General features: G+C 38.5%; 22 protein-coding genes and 1 pseudogene. 5 read left to right on the forward strand and 18 right to left on the reverse strand.

The window, feature by feature from the left end:
• Nucleotides 1–82: 82 nt before the first annotated feature.
• Nucleotides 83–427 (reverse strand): avidin-fold protein, encoded by a 345-nt coding sequence (locus QNN06_RS18615; protein ID WP_284035717.1) that lies wholly within the window; start codon nt 425–427, stop codon nt 83–85.
• Nucleotides 428–762: 335 nt separating this feature from the next.
• On the opposite strand from QNN06_RS18615, the gene QNN06_RS18620 reads away from it, so the two are divergent.
• The gene (locus QNN06_RS18620) at nt 763–990 is read left to right on the forward strand and encodes a heterocycloanthracin/sonorensin family bacteriocin (RefSeq protein WP_284035718.1); all 228 of its coding nucleotides are present in this window, start codon (nt 763–765) and stop codon (nt 988–990) included.
• Between the two features lie 236 nt (nt 991–1,226).
• Here QNN06_RS18620 and QNN06_RS18625 read toward each other — a convergent pair whose 3' ends face one another.
• Both QNN06_RS18625 and QNN06_RS18630 read right to left on the reverse strand, forming a co-directional pair.
• Nucleotides 1,227–1,382 (reverse strand): hypothetical protein, encoded by a 156-nt coding sequence (locus QNN06_RS18625; RefSeq protein ID WP_213119337.1) that lies wholly within the window; start codon nt 1,380–1,382, stop codon nt 1,227–1,229.
• Between the two features lie 727 nt (nt 1,383–2,109).
• Nucleotides 2,110–2,541, reverse strand: a complete 432-nt coding sequence (locus tag QNN06_RS18630; protein ID WP_213119336.1) for a DUF2383 domain-containing protein — start codon at nt 2,539–2,541, stop codon at nt 2,110–2,112.
• A gap of 181 nt (nt 2,542–2,722) precedes the next feature.
• Between QNN06_RS18630 and QNN06_RS18635 the strand changes: the two genes are divergently transcribed.
• The gene (locus QNN06_RS18635) at nt 2,723–2,821 is read left to right on the forward strand and encodes a YjcZ family sporulation protein (RefSeq protein WP_213119335.1); all 99 of its coding nucleotides are present in this window, start codon (nt 2,723–2,725) and stop codon (nt 2,819–2,821) included.
• Nucleotides 2,822–2,982: 161 nt separating this feature from the next.
• Here QNN06_RS18635 and QNN06_RS18640 read toward each other — a convergent pair whose 3' ends face one another.
• Nucleotides 2,983–4,254, reverse strand: a complete 1,272-nt coding sequence (locus QNN06_RS18640; RefSeq protein WP_213119334.1) for a sensor histidine kinase — start codon at nt 4,252–4,254, stop codon at nt 2,983–2,985.
• A 1-nt stretch (nt 4,255) separates the two neighbouring features.
• On the reverse strand, nt 4,256–4,930 hold the full coding sequence (locus QNN06_RS18645) for a response regulator transcription factor (protein ID WP_213119333.1): 675 nt from the start codon (nt 4,928–4,930) through the stop codon (nt 4,256–4,258).
• Nucleotides 4,931–5,155: 225 nt separating this feature from the next.
• On the opposite strand from QNN06_RS18645, the gene QNN06_RS18650 reads away from it, so the two are divergent.
• Genes QNN06_RS18650 through QNN06_RS18660 form a run of 3 tightly spaced genes read left to right on the forward strand, consistent with a single transcriptional unit; the run spans nt 5,156 to nt 7,345 of the window.
• The gene (locus QNN06_RS18650) at nt 5,156–5,611 is read left to right on the forward strand and encodes an FMN-binding protein (RefSeq protein WP_213119332.1); all 456 of its coding nucleotides are present in this window, start codon (nt 5,156–5,158) and stop codon (nt 5,609–5,611) included.
• An 8-nt stretch (nt 5,612–5,619) separates the two neighbouring features.
• Entirely contained in the window at nt 5,620–6,534 is a 915-nt protein-coding gene (locus tag QNN06_RS18655; protein ID WP_213119331.1) for an FAD:protein FMN transferase, read from the forward strand.
• Nucleotides 6,512–7,345, forward strand: a complete 834-nt coding sequence (locus QNN06_RS18660; protein WP_213119330.1) for an RnfABCDGE type electron transport complex subunit D — start codon at nt 6,512–6,514, stop codon at nt 7,343–7,345. Before QNN06_RS18655 ends, QNN06_RS18660 begins: the two co-directional genes overlap by 23 nt.
• A gap of 133 nt (nt 7,346–7,478) precedes the next feature.
• Here QNN06_RS18660 and QNN06_RS18665 read toward each other — a convergent pair whose 3' ends face one another.
• The 13 genes and pseudogenes from QNN06_RS18665 to QNN06_RS18730 all read right to left on the reverse strand — a co-directional run bounded on the left by QNN06_RS18665 (nt 7,479) and on the right by QNN06_RS18730 (nt 17,633).
• Nucleotides 7,479–8,498: an aliphatic sulfonate ABC transporter substrate-binding protein gene (locus tag QNN06_RS18665; RefSeq protein WP_213119329.1), complete on the reverse strand. Its 1,020-nt coding sequence runs from the start codon at nt 8,496–8,498 to the stop codon at nt 7,479–7,481.
• A 57-nt stretch (nt 8,499–8,555) separates the two neighbouring features.
• Nucleotides 8,556–9,395, reverse strand: coding sequence for an ABC transporter permease (locus QNN06_RS18670; protein ID WP_213119328.1), 840 nt, complete (start codon nt 9,393–9,395; stop codon nt 8,556–8,558).
• 13 nt (nt 9,396–9,408) lie between these two features.
• On the reverse strand, nt 9,409–10,179 hold the full coding sequence (locus QNN06_RS18675) for an ABC transporter ATP-binding protein (protein WP_213119327.1): 771 nt from the start codon (nt 10,177–10,179) through the stop codon (nt 9,409–9,411).
• A complete protein-coding gene (locus tag QNN06_RS18680; RefSeq protein ID WP_213119326.1) occupies nt 10,160–11,530 on the reverse strand; it encodes an LLM class flavin-dependent oxidoreductase in 1,371 nt (456 codons plus the stop codon). Before QNN06_RS18680 ends, QNN06_RS18675 begins: the two co-directional genes overlap by 20 nt.
• A 608-nt stretch (nt 11,531–12,138) precedes the next feature.
• Nucleotides 12,139–12,486, reverse strand: a complete 348-nt coding sequence (locus QNN06_RS18685) for a hypothetical protein (protein WP_249366791.1) — start codon at nt 12,484–12,486, stop codon at nt 12,139–12,141.
• Nucleotides 12,487–12,517: 31 nt separating this feature from the next.
• Nucleotides 12,518–12,676: a hypothetical protein gene (locus tag QNN06_RS18690; protein ID WP_213119325.1), complete on the reverse strand. Its 159-nt coding sequence runs from the start codon at nt 12,674–12,676 to the stop codon at nt 12,518–12,520.
• 45 nt (nt 12,677–12,721) lie between these two features.
• Nucleotides 12,722–13,258 (reverse strand): NADPH-dependent FMN reductase, encoded by a 537-nt coding sequence (gene ssuE / locus QNN06_RS18695; protein WP_284035719.1) that lies wholly within the window; start codon nt 13,256–13,258, stop codon nt 12,722–12,724.
• A gap of 71 nt (nt 13,259–13,329) precedes the next feature.
• Nucleotides 13,330–13,548 (reverse strand): Fur-regulated basic protein FbpA, encoded by a 219-nt coding sequence (locus QNN06_RS18700; RefSeq protein WP_213119323.1) that lies wholly within the window; start codon nt 13,546–13,548, stop codon nt 13,330–13,332.
• 238 nt (nt 13,549–13,786) lie between these two features.
• Entirely contained in the window at nt 13,787–14,542 is a 756-nt protein-coding gene (locus QNN06_RS18705) for an alpha/beta hydrolase (protein WP_284035720.1), read from the reverse strand.
• 567 nt (nt 14,543–15,109) lie between these two features.
• A complete protein-coding gene (locus QNN06_RS18710) occupies nt 15,110–15,376 on the reverse strand; it encodes a heterocycloanthracin/sonorensin family bacteriocin (protein WP_217036666.1) in 267 nt (88 codons plus the stop codon).
• A 531-nt stretch (nt 15,377–15,907) separates the two neighbouring features.
• Nucleotides 15,908–16,360, reverse strand: a pseudogene (locus QNN06_RS31245) (GNAT family N-acetyltransferase).
• A 45-nt stretch (nt 16,361–16,405) separates the two neighbouring features.
• Nucleotides 16,406–16,666 carry a hypothetical protein gene (locus QNN06_RS18725; protein WP_284035722.1) on the reverse strand — a complete coding sequence of 87 codons (261 nt, stop codon included), beginning with the start codon at nt 16,664–16,666 and terminating at the stop codon, nt 16,406–16,408.
• A 382-nt stretch (nt 16,667–17,048) separates the two neighbouring features.
• A complete protein-coding gene (locus QNN06_RS18730) occupies nt 17,049–17,633 on the reverse strand; it encodes an undecaprenyl-diphosphatase (RefSeq protein WP_213119317.1) in 585 nt (194 codons plus the stop codon).
• Between the last annotated feature and the right edge of the window lie 11 nt (nt 17,634–17,644).

A 17,644-nucleotide genomic window follows, 5' to 3' on the forward strand; every position in this document is an offset into this window, starting at 1 on the left:
TTCAAGTAACTTGCTTCGTTAGTGAAAAAGCGACTGCCCTTATCGAACAATCGCCCCGTCTGTTTAATAATAACTATTGAATTTATATTACAACTTCCTCAATAATTGAATTTCCCTCAGTTTTTTCAGCATCAAGCCATTTCCATTTCTCAAATAGCCTAATTCGCCCATTAGCCAGGATTTCAGGAGTTGAAAAACATTCTCCTCCTCTAATTTCATTTTTTATATTAATGTGATTATACCTAAACTCTAAACAACCATCTTCATTAACAATACCAATTAGTAATCCTTTGACGATTTCTCCTCCACTGTACGATGCTGAGATAATTTTCCCTTCTTGCTTATATCTAAAAGTTGTTTTTGAAGATACTTCGCCGTTAGCAGTATTATCAATTGATACAAATGTACGATTGTTATAATTTATCATATTTTTTCTCCCCTAATTTCTTGTCCTAAATACATTCTTATTTATTCTTGTTCATATGAACTCCAAGGATAAAGTTGACAAGTTTCCTTCGTTAAGAAATAAAACAAGTTAAATAAAATTAGCCGCCATCGTTGCTTCCAGACACAACATTTTATGATACTTTTACCATGAAATAGGCTTTTTAACTAGTAACAAACACCTAATTGTAATCATATTTTGTTGAAGAGAGTACACGTAGTATCTCTTAATAACACATTGCTGACATAATTTCTTCATTCAAATCTCTTGTTAAGTGTCAGTAAAACCTAATTATTAAATATACAGAGGAGGTAAAAATGTTCAATTTTCATAATGAACTTCAAACTTTGGGAATGGGTAATTTCCACGTTGGTCCGTTAATACCTATGGATCCTCGGAGTCAGGACCCGCGAATATTTGTCGGTATGCCTTGCGGCGGCATGATGTGCGGCGGCATGATGTGCGGCGGCATGTTGTGTGGCGGCATGATGTGTGGCGGCATGATGTGTGGCGGCATGATGTGCGGCGGCATGATGTTTATTTAGTTGTTTTTGGAGGATGGTAAATTTCATCAAAAAAATGTTTTTTATGAAAAGAAGTTCATGTTTTTATTAGGTCAAATTTAATGTCAAACCAATGGGTGGAGGATACACTTTACCTTTTTAATTTTTCATTCATGATTTCTTAATAGAACTCAAAATGACGTGTATTAGCACACGTCATTTTTGTTTGGACCTATTTTATTTAGAGCTGATATCCGCCATTTCCTTAGGTTAGTTGGTTAATCATTAGACAATTCTTCCGGCTTATTTAATTGCTGCTGACGGTCATTTATACTACGGTTTGAAAAACTAGGGAGCGGGTTTTCTTCTTTCCGCACTCGTCTTTTATTTAGCCATTCCCGAATACGTCTGCGCAACCTTGACCTCTTTTTCAATATATATCTCCCCTATCACCTTCACATTTTCCTTGGGCAATCCACCGGGTTAACATCATTTGAGTTTCACTAGTAGTATATGTTTTCATTTTAACAGGTTATGGGGAAATTTGTTAAATTTATTTGTATCTTATTGTACGGTCTGCAAACTGCAGATTAAAAAAGCGAAGGCGGCTTAACACTGCACCCTAATCATTAACACAACAATAATCGGGATACAGTTCTATTTTGATTTGTTCCTCATGGTTATTTGTTTACTAATCTCGTCTCGAAAACTGGTCATTATATACATTTGGGAAAATGAAAGATTACATATTTTCTAGTCAATGATAATTAAAATGCTTCTATTAATATGCAACAAAGAAGCAACATGATGGCCCGGGATCATAAAAAACACCCCCTAGAGCCATTTGACGCTTTTAATTATTCATTACAATCGTCTCCTTTATTTTTTTAATTAAAAAGGCCTGCCTTTTGATTTGTATAAGGCAGTCCTTCGTTTGTACAATCGGGGGTTTTTGTTGTTTTTTGTTAACCTTTTTCGGACAATTCCTCTTTGTTTTTAACCGTTTTTGTCCGAAAATACCCCTCGTTCGGACAGTTCCCTAGTTTTTTCAGCAGATTTGTCCGAAGCTACCCTTCGTTCGGACAATTCCTCTGGATATTACACCAGTTTTGTCCGAAGGTGGTTGAAAAGTGATGCATAAGAACCGTCCCCATGCATCACTTAATGCAGCAATTCTCGTAACTCCTGTGCAATCCTGCGGTTTGTATTGATCACTTCTTCGACGATGCGTTTGCTTTCGGGGTCCAGGTCTCCCTTTACGAGTTCTTCTGAATACTCAACGCCATATTGCTCCATTCCCTTTAAAGCATCCTGGATGATCCCCTCTGTTTCATTGGGGACCATCATCTTATGCATGTAGGTTTTCAGCTTGCCTGAGACTCCTTCACTATCTGCGGGAACTCCGTGTAAATTTTGAATCCGTTCGGCGAGAACTTTGGTCGATTGCTTCGCCTCTTGCTGCAGGGACTGAAACTTCTGCTTTATGGCTGTTTCCTCCAGCTTTTGGATATGATGTTCAAAAGCGTGAATTCCCATATAGGTTCCTCTTAATAATGTGTTTAATTCCTCAATGACTACCTCTTCTTTGTCCATTCGTTTCACATCCTCAAGGTTTATTATGAAGCGTGTGAGAGGTTTTATCCTATCTTTTGTTGTTTCGAATTAATCCACAAAAATATTATTATGTCAGTATAATTCCATGCTTGTCCATTTCACTCATACTCGTTTCAGCATAGCATGTACTATCCCTTAGATAAAAGGAGGTGATACATTTATGTCTGACGGACATGGAATGGGCACATCTTTTGCTTTAATCGTAGTACTTTTCGTCCTATTGATTATCGTTGGTACACAGTTTATGAGAGGGTACTAAGCTTAGAATCAAAATTGTAACGACTCATTTTAAGGATAGAAGCGTCGATAAGCGCTTCTATTTTTCTACATATATAAGGAAAAAAGTTTGTACTAATTTTTTTATTATACTTTTCCTTAAAGAACCATCATTTATTCGTTCTTCCGACGGGAACAGTGAGTTCAGATATGCCGTTTGTTAAGAGGGACATGCATAATAATTTGCGTCCCCATTCCCATTTCACTCGTTGCACGGATTTTCCCGCCATGTAATTCAATAATCCACTTGGCAATGGAAAGTCCAAGACCTGTACCTTCATATTTTCTAGTCCTCGCTTTATCACCTCGATAAAAGCGGTCAAATATCAAAGGTAGGTCTTCTTTAGAGACCCCTTCCCCTGTATCAGCAATGACAATATGGGCATTAGATCCTTTTACATTGCATTGAACGGTAATTTGCCCGTTATCGGGAGTATATTTCAATGCGTTATCTAAAATAATCATAAATAATTGATAAAGCCTTTCCTTGTCTCCTAAAATTTCTACTGGACTTTGGATATTAGAGATCAGGTTTATGCCTTTTAGCTTGGCCAATTCCGAAAAGTCTTGAACCACTTTATTTAATAAGGTATCTAATTGAACTGTACTAAAGATCATCTCCAGCTGATTAGAATCAGATCGCGCTAATGTAAGAAGCTCGGAAATCATTTTCGTCATATACTTAATTTCACTAATAGATTGTGAGATATTTTCACTTTCTTCCTCAATACTGCTTTTAGGGTGCCGAAACAAACGTTCCAAATTCAGCTTCATAACAGCAAGAGGTGTACGTAATTCATGTGAGGCATCTGCAACAAACTGAGATTGTTTGTTCCATGCCAATTGTATTGGCACTAATGCTCTATTTGCTAAAAAGAACCCTGCTAGAATGGCTACAACAACGCTTATTACACTTCCAAATTCAATAAATATTAAAAGATGTTCCAACATTTCTCTTTCACGTTTCAAATTATAAATTAATTGTATTCTTTCAACATATTTTGTACTGCCATTGATGCTTATTGAATTATGAATTGGAATGTTAATCGTTCGATAATAGAAACTTCCAATATGAACGGTACTTGTTGACTCTGAATTTCTCTCTTTTAACAGTTCAGCTTTAACCTTTTTTGAAAATATATTTTTAGGGATTTCAGCCTGAAGGATATCGTTTTTTCCCCAAAAAAGGAAAATCGTCCGTTGATCATCGTCATTTTCTTCAGGTTTTATAAATTTAGACATATCACCTTTGTGCTCTCTGGTAATATGTTTTTTAGCATGTTGTAATGTTTCATCTACCTGGCTATTTAAACGATATTCCATATAAAAATAAAGGAATGTTCCAAAACTGCCTAATATGATTAAGAGGACAATGGAATTCAATAATACTAATCGCTGCCTTGTCTTTTCAAACATCTTATTCCTCCGTAAGCATATAGCCTACACCTCGTATGGTACGAATGATTTCGCCATATCCAAAAGGTGCTAATTTTTTTCGTAAATAGTGGATATACACATCAACAACCGACTCTCCCGCATCAGATTCAATCCCCCAAACACGATCGTAAATTTGGTCACGCATGAGAATCTTTTCCTGATTTTGTATTAAATAATAAAGTAATTCATATTCTTTTTTAGTTAACTTTAACGTATTCTCCCCAATTGAACATTGCAATAGGTTCGTATCCAAAGTGATTTCACCATAGATAATTTTGCCCTCAAGGCCAATTTTTCCCGCACGCCTAAGGACGGATCTTACTCTTGCTAAAAATTCCTCAGTAGCAAAAGGCTTTACCAAATAATCATCTGCTCCGACATCTAAACCCTTTACCTTATCTGCAACACTATCTTTTGCCGTTAAAATGAGGGTTGGAACATTCATCCCCTTCGCATGCAGCTCTTTAATAAGTGAAATTCCATCTAAACCCGGCAACATGAGGTCAATAATAAGTAAGTCATACATCCCAGATTGGGACATAAATAACCCTTCTTTTCCGTCTGCAGATTGATCCACCTCGTATCCTTCTTCTTCTAAGATTGTTGATACGATTTTTCGAAGAGCCGAATCATCCTCTATGACTAAAATGTGCATAATCTCACCTTATTCCTTATTCTAAAAATTAAAACAATGATTTTAACTATATATTTTATCAAAGAAGTATTTAATTTTTATTAGAAACATTCTTGTTTTTGGAACTTCCCTACAAAAAATTTTTATTGGAAAGAATTTTCATCTTTCTAAGAGAATTTTAAGATTGCCTCATTATACTAATGTTAATCATTAAAAACCAAAAAGAAAAATTTAGGAGGACTTTTAATGGCTAAAATGGATCGAAAGTGGGTCGTTTTGTGTTCAGCGGCGGTTGCTGCTGTTTACGCCACCGGTTATTTTTCTACGGAAGCTGAAGCGACGAAAACGACATTGAGACAACATCCCCCTATCAATATTCAAACAAATGCAGATAACCCAAGTGTGGCTGAATCCAAAAATCAGCCAAAAAAATCATTATATAAAAATGGTACCTTTACGGGCATGGGAGAGAATAGACGCGGTTCGATTGAAGTCGCAGTAACAATCCAAAACGATAAAATTACGGATGTTGAAATTAGCGATTTTGCTATGCATTATTCCGAAAGTGATGTCGTCGGGCTGCCAGATGAAGTTTTACAAAATCAAAATGCACAAGTATCGAATGTTTCAGGGGCAACATACAGTACCCAAGCTTTTCAAGACGCAGTTCAAGACGCACTCTATCAAGCTCAAAATAGTTAGGAGAATAAATGAAAAAAGCGAAATTATTTATGGATACAGTTGTAGAAATACAGGTAGTGATGAATGGAACAGTAACCAAAGAGCTGGTTGAAACAAAAGTGGACAGGGCTTTTGAAGCGTTCCGGAAAGTAGAACAGGCCTGCAGTCGATTTAGTCCTGACAGTGAATTAATGACTGCCTGCCGGGTTATTGAAAAACCGGTACAAATCAGCCCGTTTTTATTTGAACCTCTGAAGTTTGCGTTGGAAATGGCTAAATGGACGGATGGTGAATTTGATCCTGCCATTGGAAAAGCCATGGAGGAGCAAGGATATAATCGACATTATTTAACCGGTAAATCCATAGAAACGCCTTCTGCCGATTCCACAGCTACATTTAGGGATATTATTTTAGATGAACATGACCATACATTATATTTAAACAAACCTCTTGTGATTGATTTAGGTGCGGTTGCTAAAGGGTTTGCCATCGATTTGGCTGCTAATGAACTAAGAGATTTTGAAAGTTTCATGGTTAATGCAGGAGGAGATCTGTTTGCCGGAGGAATGGATTGGAATGGACGCCCATGGAAAGTAGGAATTCAACATCCCATGAAAAAAGATCAAATTATTGATGTGATTGAAATTTCGAATGAAGCAGTTTGTACCTCTGGAAGTTATGAACGAAAGAATACCAACATTCCCGGGATGCATCATATTATCAATCCAAAAACGGGATATTCTCCAAATGATTGCGTCAGTTCCACCATTATTGCGCCTTTTGCCATGCTGGCGGATGCCTTTTCAACCACGGCGTTTTTGTTTGGTCGCGAAAAAGGAAAGACATTAATCGAAAGAGTTGGCTTAAGGGGACTTTTCATTACATCTGATTTACAAATTGTGAGAGTTGGAGGAACACAAAATGACAGCAAAGAAATGGCTTAAAACACCAAAAGGTTATGTGACCTTTGCTTTGATTATTTACCTGTTGATAGCCTCAATTGGGTCTAAAGATATAATGGGTATTAAAAATGCTTTTGTGGCTGTTTTCGTTTCGGTCATCGTGGACATTCTTTGTCGTACAGTGAAAAAAAGAAAATGGAGCATGCCAGATAGTGCCATTATTACTGGGTTAATTATTTCCTTAATCTTAAGTACAACTTCATCTGTAGGAGTCATTACAGCAACGGCTGTTATGGCCATTTTATCCAAGTATCTTCTGGTCTATAAGAAAAAGCCAATCTTTAATCCTGCAGCCATTGGTTTGCTTTTATCTGTCCTTTTTTTTCATTCTGGACAAAGCTGGTGGGGGGCATTCGGAGATCTTCCCGCTTGGACGATAGCGTTTCTTCTAATGGGAGGATACGCCATTACTAACCGAGTAAATAAGTACCCTCAGATTTTTGCATTTTTTGGTACATCTTTTTTACTATTGCTCCTTATCGGTTATTTCAATATTGGAGGCGAAACGGATGCCCTCCGTCCACCTTTTATCAATGCTACGCTCTTCTTTGGCTTTTTTATGCTTACAGATCCGCCTACATCGCCGGGAAAAGATAAAGATCAAGTGATATTCGGTATCCTCACGGCAGTGGCGGGAACGCTCATTTATGGACTTTTTGGAGGATTGACTTATTTGTACATCGGGTTAGTGATCGGAAATTTGTATTCCTTCCTCAAAAAACGACTAGCTTCAAAGGCCTCAATGAGCCGTTCTAATGTAATAAAGAATAGAGGTTTGCAAACTTTCAGATAGAGTGAACTCAATCCGTGGGAATTTTATTACCCCCACACTGATAAATAGGAAATAAGTTTAAAGGGGCTTTTGAGGAGCCCCTATCTGCCATAATATACATTTTAGTTATATGATAGAAACACTTTCATTCACTCTATTTGTTTGTTAATTCCTTCAACGCCTTCTCTACAAATTTGTTCTCAATTACTTTGGACGTATCCAGCTTTTTATTTATACCGCCAACAGAATATAAAAAGTCAGCCTGCTCCTGGTGTGCTTTGCTAAATTCAGCTGTTGCCGGAGACAAAATAGGGTCACTATTTTTCAGAACCGTTTGAATGATTTTCACGTCCACCTTCTGGGATTCCGCTATTTCCTTTGCTACGTCGTCAAGGTTTTCGACGTAGTGCCTGCGGACCTCTTCGTATGTTTTTAAAAATAAGACGGTTAAATCGGGGTGTTCTTCGGTAAATTTTGTTCTTGCAATCAGAAAGCTAGGTGCATTTATATTCAAGTCCTCTCCTGATGCTAATACCTTTGCTCCCGTTTGAAAAACTGCAGTCGTCACATATGGCTCCCACACAGACCAAGCATCAATGGAGCCATTATCCAATGCCGGCCGCGCTTCATCCGGCTGGAGCTGAATAATCTCGATATCTTTATCGGTTAAGCCGGCACGATCCAATGCCATGTATAAAAAGTTATAAGCACTGCTCCCTTTTGCGACAGCTATTTTCTTATTTTTTAAATCCTTCAATTCTTTAATGGAGCTTCCTTTCGGTACTAAAATAGAGTTTCCCTTTCTCCCATCAGCTGTAACACCAATGGCCTTAAAATCGACATTCCCTGACTGCCCGGCAATGACTGGTGTACCTCCCACAGACCCAAAATCCAGCCGGCCTGAAGCCAATGCCTCAAAATGCGGCGGTCCGCTTGCAAACTCATTCCATGTAACCTTTACTCCCTCTTTTTCAAATGCTTTTTCAAAGTATTTATGATCTCTTGCATAAGTGAGGATTCCTGTTTTCCCTTGAACCCCTATGTTCACAACAATTTCCTTATTCGCAGCCTTTGATGAAGTTTCAGAATTTGAAGACGATGCTGCGCAGCCGCTTAGTAAAAGTAAAATAATGACGGCTAGTAAGCTATAATATTGCACTAATTTTTTGGACATTTAATTACCTCCATTTAAACATATATGATTAGTCGGATTAAAACCAAAGGTTCCCCGTTACCCCTTGAAATTATCCTGCCATTTTAATAGTCTTTTTTCGAATACTTTCACAATGGAATCTGAAACTTTACCAAATACAGCAAAAATGATAATCCCTACAAACACAATCGATGTTTGCGAGAATTGCCGTGCGTCCATGATGAGATAGCCGATTCCTTCACTGGAGCCCATTAATTCGGCCGCAACCAGCGCCAGCCACGCAACGCCTATGGACAATCGCAATCCTAATAGTATGTTTGGGAGCGCTGAAGGTAAAATCAATCGTGTAATCAGCTGCCAGCGATTAAACTCCAATACTTTTGCCACATCAAACAATTTTGAGTCTACACTTCTGATACCTAAAAATGTGTTCACATAGAGCGGGAAGAATGCCCCTTTTGCAATCAATAATATTTTCGATACCTCACCAAACCCAAACCATAATATGAACAATGGAATGACCGCCAATGTAGGGACGGTTCTAAGCATTTGGATGGTCGGATCTACCGTTTGTTCAATATTCTTTTTAAAACCAACCGCCACTCCGACCAACAGTCCGAGGGTCCCGCCTAATATGAAACCACCTAAAGCCCTCCATAAACTAATTTTAAAATGCTCAATTAAATTACCAGTTAAAACTAAATCAATAAAGGTTGTAAGGATCGCGCTGGGTCTTGGCAATAAAGTCGGGGATATCAGGCCCCAAGCCCCTGTCAGTTCCCAAATGACCAAAATGACAATTGGAAAAATAAATCCTTTTAACATGATGGTTACCTTGCCTAGGTCTCTCTTACTTTTTAAAACTCTCTTTTTTGAGGAGTTTACTTTATCCAAAGATATCGCTGATTGGTTACTCATTTTTGAACCTCCTTTAAATTCCGGCGCTATCGATTAACTCTAACTCTTCCACTTTTTCGAATTCCCTTAACACGAGCTGCCGAAACTCTTGAAAGGACTTGGTTGATTTTTTTCGTGGAAATGGCAAATCGATGTTGATTATGTTTTGAATCGTACCAGGCCGTGCACTCATAATGATGACTTTATTTCCCAAGTAAATCGCTTCATCAATATCATGTGTCACAAAGACCATCGACGTTTTCTCTTCCTTCCAAATATCCAAGAGCGCATCCTGCATATGCGACCTAGTAAACGCATCTAATGCGCCAAAGGGTTCATCCAGCAGGAGAATTTTTGGTTTTCTCAGTAAGGCTCTCGCGATCGAAACTCGCTGCGCCATACCGCCTGATAGTTCCTTTGGATACGCTTTTTCAAATCCCTCCAGCCTGACAAGCTTGATTAGCTTATCTACATTCTGTTTCACTTCACTATTTGTTAATGGAAGGCTAGCCGCAATGTTCCTTTCAACCGTCAGCCAAGGAAACAGTCGAGGTTCTTGAAAAATAACACCTTGCCTGATGCTTGCACCGGTCACCCTTTCTCCATCTAACTTGATTTCACCTGAGTACTCTATATCCAATCCCGCCATTGCTTTTAGGAGAGTACTTTTTCCGCAGCCGCTTGGCCCGATAATCGTAATAAATTCACCATTTTTGACATGTAAATCAATGTTGTTTAAAACATGAGTCACATCCCTTCCTTTTACAAAGGTTTTATTTAATTGGTTAATTTCTAATAGTGTCATAGTAGTCTCCTTTTATTTTTTCAAAATGATTAGCTGGTCTTTCTAGGCCCAGATGGTCTCGTAATGTTCGTCCCGTATATTCTTCTCTGAACAGTCCCCTGTTCTGTAGTTCTGGAATGACCAAATCAACAAAATCCTCCAAGCCGCCTGGCAGATACGGCGGCATAATATTGAAGCCATCCGCTGCACCATTTTCAAACCATTCCTGCAGCTGGTCCGCGATTTGAACAGGTGTTCCTTTAATCTCTCGATGTCCCCTTGCACCCGCCACGCGCTGATATAATTGACGGATCGTTAAATTCTCTCGATCTCCTAAATCCTTAATGAGCTGGAATCTTGTTTTTGCTCCGTTTATATCGTTGATATTTGGTAATTCTGGCAGCGGCTCATCTACTGGATAGCTCGATAAATCAAAGCTAATAAGTGATGACAACAGCCCTACTCCGACTTTTTCCGGAATTAATTCAACTAATTGCTGTTTCTTTTCATTTGCTTCTTTCTCTGTTCTTCCGATGACCGGAAACACACCTGGCATGATTTTCAAAGAGTCTTCCGTTCGGCCATATTTCTTTAACCGGCCTTTTACATCCTGATAAAAGGCTTGCGCCTCACCGATGGTCTGCCAAGCTGTAAAAATGACTTCTGCCGTCTTCGCCGCAAGTTCTTTTCCTGCTTCCGAAGAGCCTGCTTGGATTATCACCGAATGTCCTTGGACTGGTCTTGAGATATTTAATGGTCCTTTTATGGAAAACCAATTACCCTTATGGTTTAAGTGATGCACAAGATTGGGGTCAGCAAATCTCGCAGATTCTTTGTTGATTTGTAGGGCATCATCCTCCCAGCTATCCCAAAGCTTCCTGACCACGTCTACAAATTCTTCGGCTCGTTCGTACCTCAACCCATGCTGCAGATGATGCTCCTTACTGAAATTCAGCGCCTCTTCCTCGCTTGAGGATGTCACCACATTCCAGGCAGAACGCCCTCCGCTAAGATGATCAATAGTTGCGAACTTCCGTGCGAGATGAAAAGGTTCATTGTAGGTTGTGGATGCAGTGGCTGCCAAGCCAATATGCTTAGTCACTGCTGCTAGTGAGGCAAGCAGTGTTAACGGATCAGGTCTTACGTTGACGCTCTGCTCAATGCCGACGCCATTTCGGTCATTTACCGCATAACCGTCTGCGAAAAAGATCATATCAAATTTGCCGCGTTCTGCTGTTTCTGCCAGTTCCCTATATAAATCGAAAGATAGAATCTGTTCTGTGGGACTTTCAGGATGCCTCCAAGATGCTACATGATGGCCTGGAATCATAAAAAATGCCCCTAAATTCATTTGACGCTTTTGATTATTCATTACAATCGTCTCCCTTTTTTACATTATTTTTTTATATAAAAAGGCCTACCTTTTGAGTTGTAAAGGCAGGCCTTCGTTTGTACGATCGGCGGTTTTTGTTGTTGGGGCTCTTCGTTCGGACAGTTCCTCTGCTTTTTTCACCGGTTTTGTCCGTAGCGATCCTTGGTTCGGACACTTCCCCTTCTTATTTCACCAGTTTTGTCCGAAGTGACCCTTGGTTCGGACACTTCCCCTGCTTTTTTCACTGGTTTTGTCCGTAGGAACCCTTGGTTCGGACACTTCCCCTGCTTTTTTCACCGGTTTTGTCCGAAGCGACCCTTGGTTCGGACACTTCCCCTGCTTTTTTCATCAGTTTTGTCCGTAGGAACCCTGCTTACGGACACTTCCCCTGCTTTTTTCACCGGTTTTGTCCGTAGGAACCCTGCTTACGGACACTTCCTCTGCTTTTTTCATCAGTTTTGTCCGTAGGAACCCTGCTTACGGACACTTCCTCTGCTTTTTTCATCAGTTTTGTCCGTAGGAACCCTGCTTACGGACACTTCCTCTGCTTTTTTCATCAGTTTTGTCCGTAGGAACCCTGTTTACGGACACTTCCTCTGCTTTTTTCATCAGTTTTGTCCGTAGGAACCCTTCTCATGATTTTTAATGAAGTCATTTAGTTTTTTCATTAGTCCTCCATGACCAAATCTTAAAAATTTAGTTGATTGGGTTTTATTTTCCTGGTAGGCAAAATCCAGAAATGCTAATATAAAAATCCTTCTAGGTGCAATCTGAACAATACCATATTCGAAAAACCAATCATCAATCATGTTATACACCCCGCGATTAATACGGTATTGCTGGTTGCATTTATGAAAGAAGTGAAGGTCTGGAAGATTTAAAAAATGGTTTGTTATTAAATTGTTATTCTCGGCTGACAATGATAAATCCAGATTGTTTATGGTGTTCTTTTGCATTTAATTTAAATACCTCCTATTCTCATCAAATTCAGCCTAAACCAAGATTTTGGTTGCTGATATTTAATATAGTAGCTTCGACGTTTTTCGGGATGGTCTTTGTTGTTGCGTGCTGTTTAGTCCAGGCAATTAATAAAAATAAATACAGGATTAAGATGACTAAAATGAATTTGTTTACGTGTGATTTCATTGGTATACCTCCAAGAAATTCTTTTTTGGTATCCAAAAATTTGTATTAATTAATGGCCACTACCTTCTCCAGCAATTCCAGTACTGCTGATGCCAGCCGTTCTTCGAGTTGCGGATCGACAAATTTGATTTCATCACCTGTATAGCTAATCTGTGCGTCCACTATATAAACACCTTGTGGAATTTCTCGTGCGCCCAATGTTGAAAATAAAGGTTTAAATGCATATTCCAGTGTTAATAAGTGAGCAAGGGTACCACCCGATGCAATCGGCAGCACTGTTTTGCCAGCAAGGCCTTTTTCAGGAATCAAATCAAAAAAGCTTTTTAAAATCCCTGGGTAACTTGCTTTATAGACTGGACTGACCACAATCAGCGCTTCCGAATCCTCTACCAACTTTTGGGCCCGCTTGATTCCTGGATGATCAAACTGTGCGTGAAGCAATGCTTCTGCGGGCAGGTCCCTAACGGACAGGTGCTCTACCTTTGTTCCCTTTTTAACTAGGATGCGGCCGATAAATGAAGCAACGGCGGCGGTACGTGAAACGCTCGTTGGACTTCCAGAAATAATTAAAATGTTTGTCATCAATATCTGCTCCCTCTTTTTAAAAATTTAAAAATAAAAAGGCCCCTAACTCTAATAATAGTTAAGGACCTTCAGATGCCTGATCGGTCATATTTATTATGCCATTTGATTAACCCTAGATTCGTATGTGGATGGCAGGTTTGTATAAATCGCCTATATTCATTCTCCAATTCCGTAAGTGATAATTCAAAAAGATGTTTATCAGCTTTCTTATAAACGTTAAAAGCAATCAATTTATCTATTAATCTCTGCCGCCTTTGTTCCACGGCTTTCCTTAGAAGGTTCCCCACTTAAAACACCCCTTATATTTAGTTAATGTAGACAAAAAGGCCCTGCAATGTTTAATCATGTGATTTCAACATTGCAAGGCCTTCAGTAGACTGATCGAACCTTTACTATTCCGATTGGGTAACTTTGAATTATAATTTATCAGCATTTTCCATCATTGTCAACTACAAATTAATGCACGGGTACGGTTCTCGTGCATCATTAATCGAGAACCATCCACAACGGTCCCTATAGTATAAACTAAAACTTTTTTTCAATAATTTTCTCTATATATGTTTGTGAGTTCTTGATGATTTCATCCCTGTCATAATCCATCGATGCCACATGATAAGAATGATAAAGTGTCACCACTTCTTTATGAGTAGAACCAATATGGTTGAATATATAATCTGTGCATTCATGAGGAACTACATGATCCTCGAGCGATTTAAAGCAAAGGATAGGCTGTGTGATCGTTGGGATGATATCAGGCGTTTTCTTCATGAGCGCTTGGAGTTCATGAATGGACAGAAGCGGGACTTTGTTATAGGTTATTTCATGAACACCTTGTAATCTTATATCCGGCGAACCCTCAGGAAGAAATCTTGGTTTTGATTTCCCAACCAAATATTCATAGTCTGGTAAACTTAAAGCAGCGTTTATGGTAACGACTCCCTCTATGTCTGCATATTTATTTGCCAGCCAGAGTGCTAATGCCCCTCCCATCGATTGACCGATGACAAAAATAGTGGAGCAGCGTTCCTTTAAAAACTTGTAACCTGCTTCCAGAGCTGAAAACCAGTCATGATGCGTAGTATTCTCTAGGTCCCGATAATGTGTTCCATGACCTATTAACCTTGGGGCATAAACCGTATAACCCAGTTTGGCAAATTCTTGTCCCAAGTATTGCACACTTTGAGGAGTGCCCATAAATCCATGGGAAATTAAGATACCAGTATCGTTCCCTTCTATAAAAAATGACTCCGCTCCAGCCAAAACAGGATATTGTCCTTTCATCCCGCGTCCCCTCCTTAAACGATCATTTCCGTTTTTCTAATTAACAGGATTATAATTCATATTATCCCTACCTGTCAACTAGGAATTATGAAACATGGGGACGGTTCTCGTGTCTCAAAATGTTAGAATCATCCTCGAAGGGCTTATGTTCTAACCCTCTTTCCTGAAGTCTCAATTCATACATATTTTATTTCACTGAAGGAAGCACAATAATGAATATCTATACCCTTCCATCAGGAATGTAGAGAGAATAATGAAAAAATTACATTCAGTTCAAGAGGTAATGGAAAAAAATTTAGTGGCAGGATATTGATTTCAAAAAAAGAAAGTTAAAGCCAAACGAAATAACTAGATGCAGGCATCCTTTGTACGGGGCAGTTCAAAAAAGGGTGCTTTTTTCTTCGGATATTCTACAACTATTGGCAACGACAACTAGCAACAACTAAAGTTACTACTAGCGAATTATCTGTTTATGTACGATTCTTTGTCCAATATATTAAACTGTAAAGAGATGCCCCTGCGAGATTTGCAGGGACACATCTTTTCATAAAATTTTTCCGGAAATTTTTAAATAACAACAGCGCCGACACAGTTAAAGCAGCTAAAACCGCCACAACGAAAGCCCCCACAGTGAAAACCTCCGCAGCGAAAGCCCCCGCAGTGAAAACCTCCACAATGAAAACCTCCGCAATGAAAACCTCCGCAGCGAAAACCTCCACAATGCATCCCGCCATACAGGCGCATATCCAGGCTCTGTGGATTAATTGGAGCTAGCATACCAACTTGAAAAGGATCGATTCCCAAGCCTTGAAGTCCATTTTGAAAATTTTGCATTTTTACTTCCCCTTTATTTTAAACAGATTACACCCGAAAAGAGAATAAAACAGTAAATTGTCAGTTTTGTGTAAAAACATTAGATAATCTTTTGTACTCCCTTCAACAAATTATGTTTCCTCTTAGGTCCCTGTTCCTAAATAAAGAGCCTATTTCAAGTTTAGGTTTTATAGAATGTTGATAAAGAAACACAATTTATGGATAAGCTAAACCAAGATTCTTGTTTCATTGCTAATAATTTGTAATATGACAAGTTAATTTTTGCTGTTAATCTAAAATGTGGCGACCGTAGCAACCCTTGTGATCAATTAAACTGCTACTTATGTTTTAATAACGATAAATAAAAAGGACTGCCAAAGCAGCCCATTTATTGTTCAACTATCGCACCCGTTCGTTTAAGTGGAAATCTTCACAATCTTTTTTTACCTAACAAAATCTAATCCGTTGATGTGTAGGGGCATATCAAAAAGACGCCTTCTTACTAAAGAAAAGCACCCTATAACGTAATTAACATTAAACTTCTTGATTTCTTTATTTGAGGGTGAGAATAAACTCCTCCACATCTTCGCCACGTGCATTAGAGTACCCACTGTCCTCACCAGTAATCACGAATCCACATTTCTCTAAAACCTTAAGAGATCCGGCATTATCTTTCGCAGCACGAGCATAAAGAGGACGAATTGTAATGTGTTTTAGAAATTCCCTTAAAGCTTTGGTTGCGATTCCTTTGCCCTAATATTCCTTTCCAATCCAATAGCTAACTTCTCGTTCTCTAAACTGCTCGAATTGTGAAATATGCCCAACCACATGATCTTCGTAAATGATTGTCTGCTTCATAATGTTCTGATCCGCAAGAATTTTGTTCCAGTGTGTCATGAAACGATCCCAATCACTTGGATCTTTACTCGTAAAGGCAGCCATATGGTTCGCTTCACGGTCCTGTTGGTGCGTGAAAAAAATAGGAAGGTCATCTTCAATCACCAGATTCCATAACTCACCTCTAAAGTTTAATCTTTAATATTTCCGCCCCTAATCGGTAAAAACAATACCACTGTCCGCCCAGTTCTTTCTTTGCTTGCTTGGCTCCGGTGAAAACATTTGTACCATAATTTTGGTCTCGTCAATTTCAATTTTTCCGAAATGATAATCCACCTTTTCTAAATGAAATCCATAGTAATTCAGGTAGGCTTGAAGATCAGGGGTTATCTCAACGGGGGTTTGGAAATTGATTTTTTGTTCGGATCCTGCCAATCGTTCTAGAACTTTATGTATTTCTATTTTGCTGTTCATAGCCGTGATCCTTCCATTACATAATTTATGATTAGTATTGCTATATGTAGATCAATTTATAATAAAGGAACATGAAGAAGGCATGTGATACACTCTCGAACGATGTTTTCCCTAGATTAGGAAATGGCTTTTTATTAAGCTAATTGTTTTAACTCTCTTAAAACAGTAGCAATTATTCTAAAAGACTAGAATTCACGAATTAAAAGGAGCCGTTTTGAGTTCAGACTTCTTATTGATTGTATTGAAAAAATGAAACCTTCTTAGTAGTGAATAAAAGTATTGATTTACTGAGTGAATTGAACATGTCTTTTTTAGGTGATTAAAGAAAAAATCCGCCTAAAGCAAAAAAAACATCGGCAAAACCGATGTTTTTCTAATTGTATTATTTTGAAACACTTTGTTGTTCAGTTTTAGGGAACAGTGGAATTCGGTTGTAAGTGCTAATAATTATCCGTGCAATTGGTTTAAATACAGAACTAAATGCATATACAAATCTACTTGTAATTATTGCTACAATAACGCTTGCTAGTACATCAAAAGGGTAATGATGCCCTACATATACACGAGAAATTCCAGTTAAAATAGCAAATAAGAGCATTCCAAATCCAATTTTACGATGCTTTCGCCATAATACCGCAAGTGCAAGAGAAAATGCACCTGTTGAATGATCGCTAGGGAATCCCGAATCTTTTGTATGCTGAATCAATAAATTAACGTGATGCGTTACAAATGGACGTGGTTCATAATAGATATGTCCTAAGATAAAATTAATAAATAACCCCAATCCTCCAGTAATTGCAGCAAATACAACTGTATATTTATATTTTTCCTTCCCAATAAACCACATGAGAAGTAAAACTAACGCATAAATAAGCAAGGCATCTTTAGTAACGAAAACCATCAGACCATCTAAAAAGTGGTGATGTCCTGCATTTTGATTAATAGCTTGAAATAATTTGTAATTCATCTAAACCCCTC

Source organism: Neobacillus sp. 114 (assembly GCF_030127045.1).
GTDB classification, from domain to species: Bacteria; Bacillota; Bacilli; order Bacillales; family Cytobacillaceae; genus Neobacillus; species Neobacillus rhizophilus.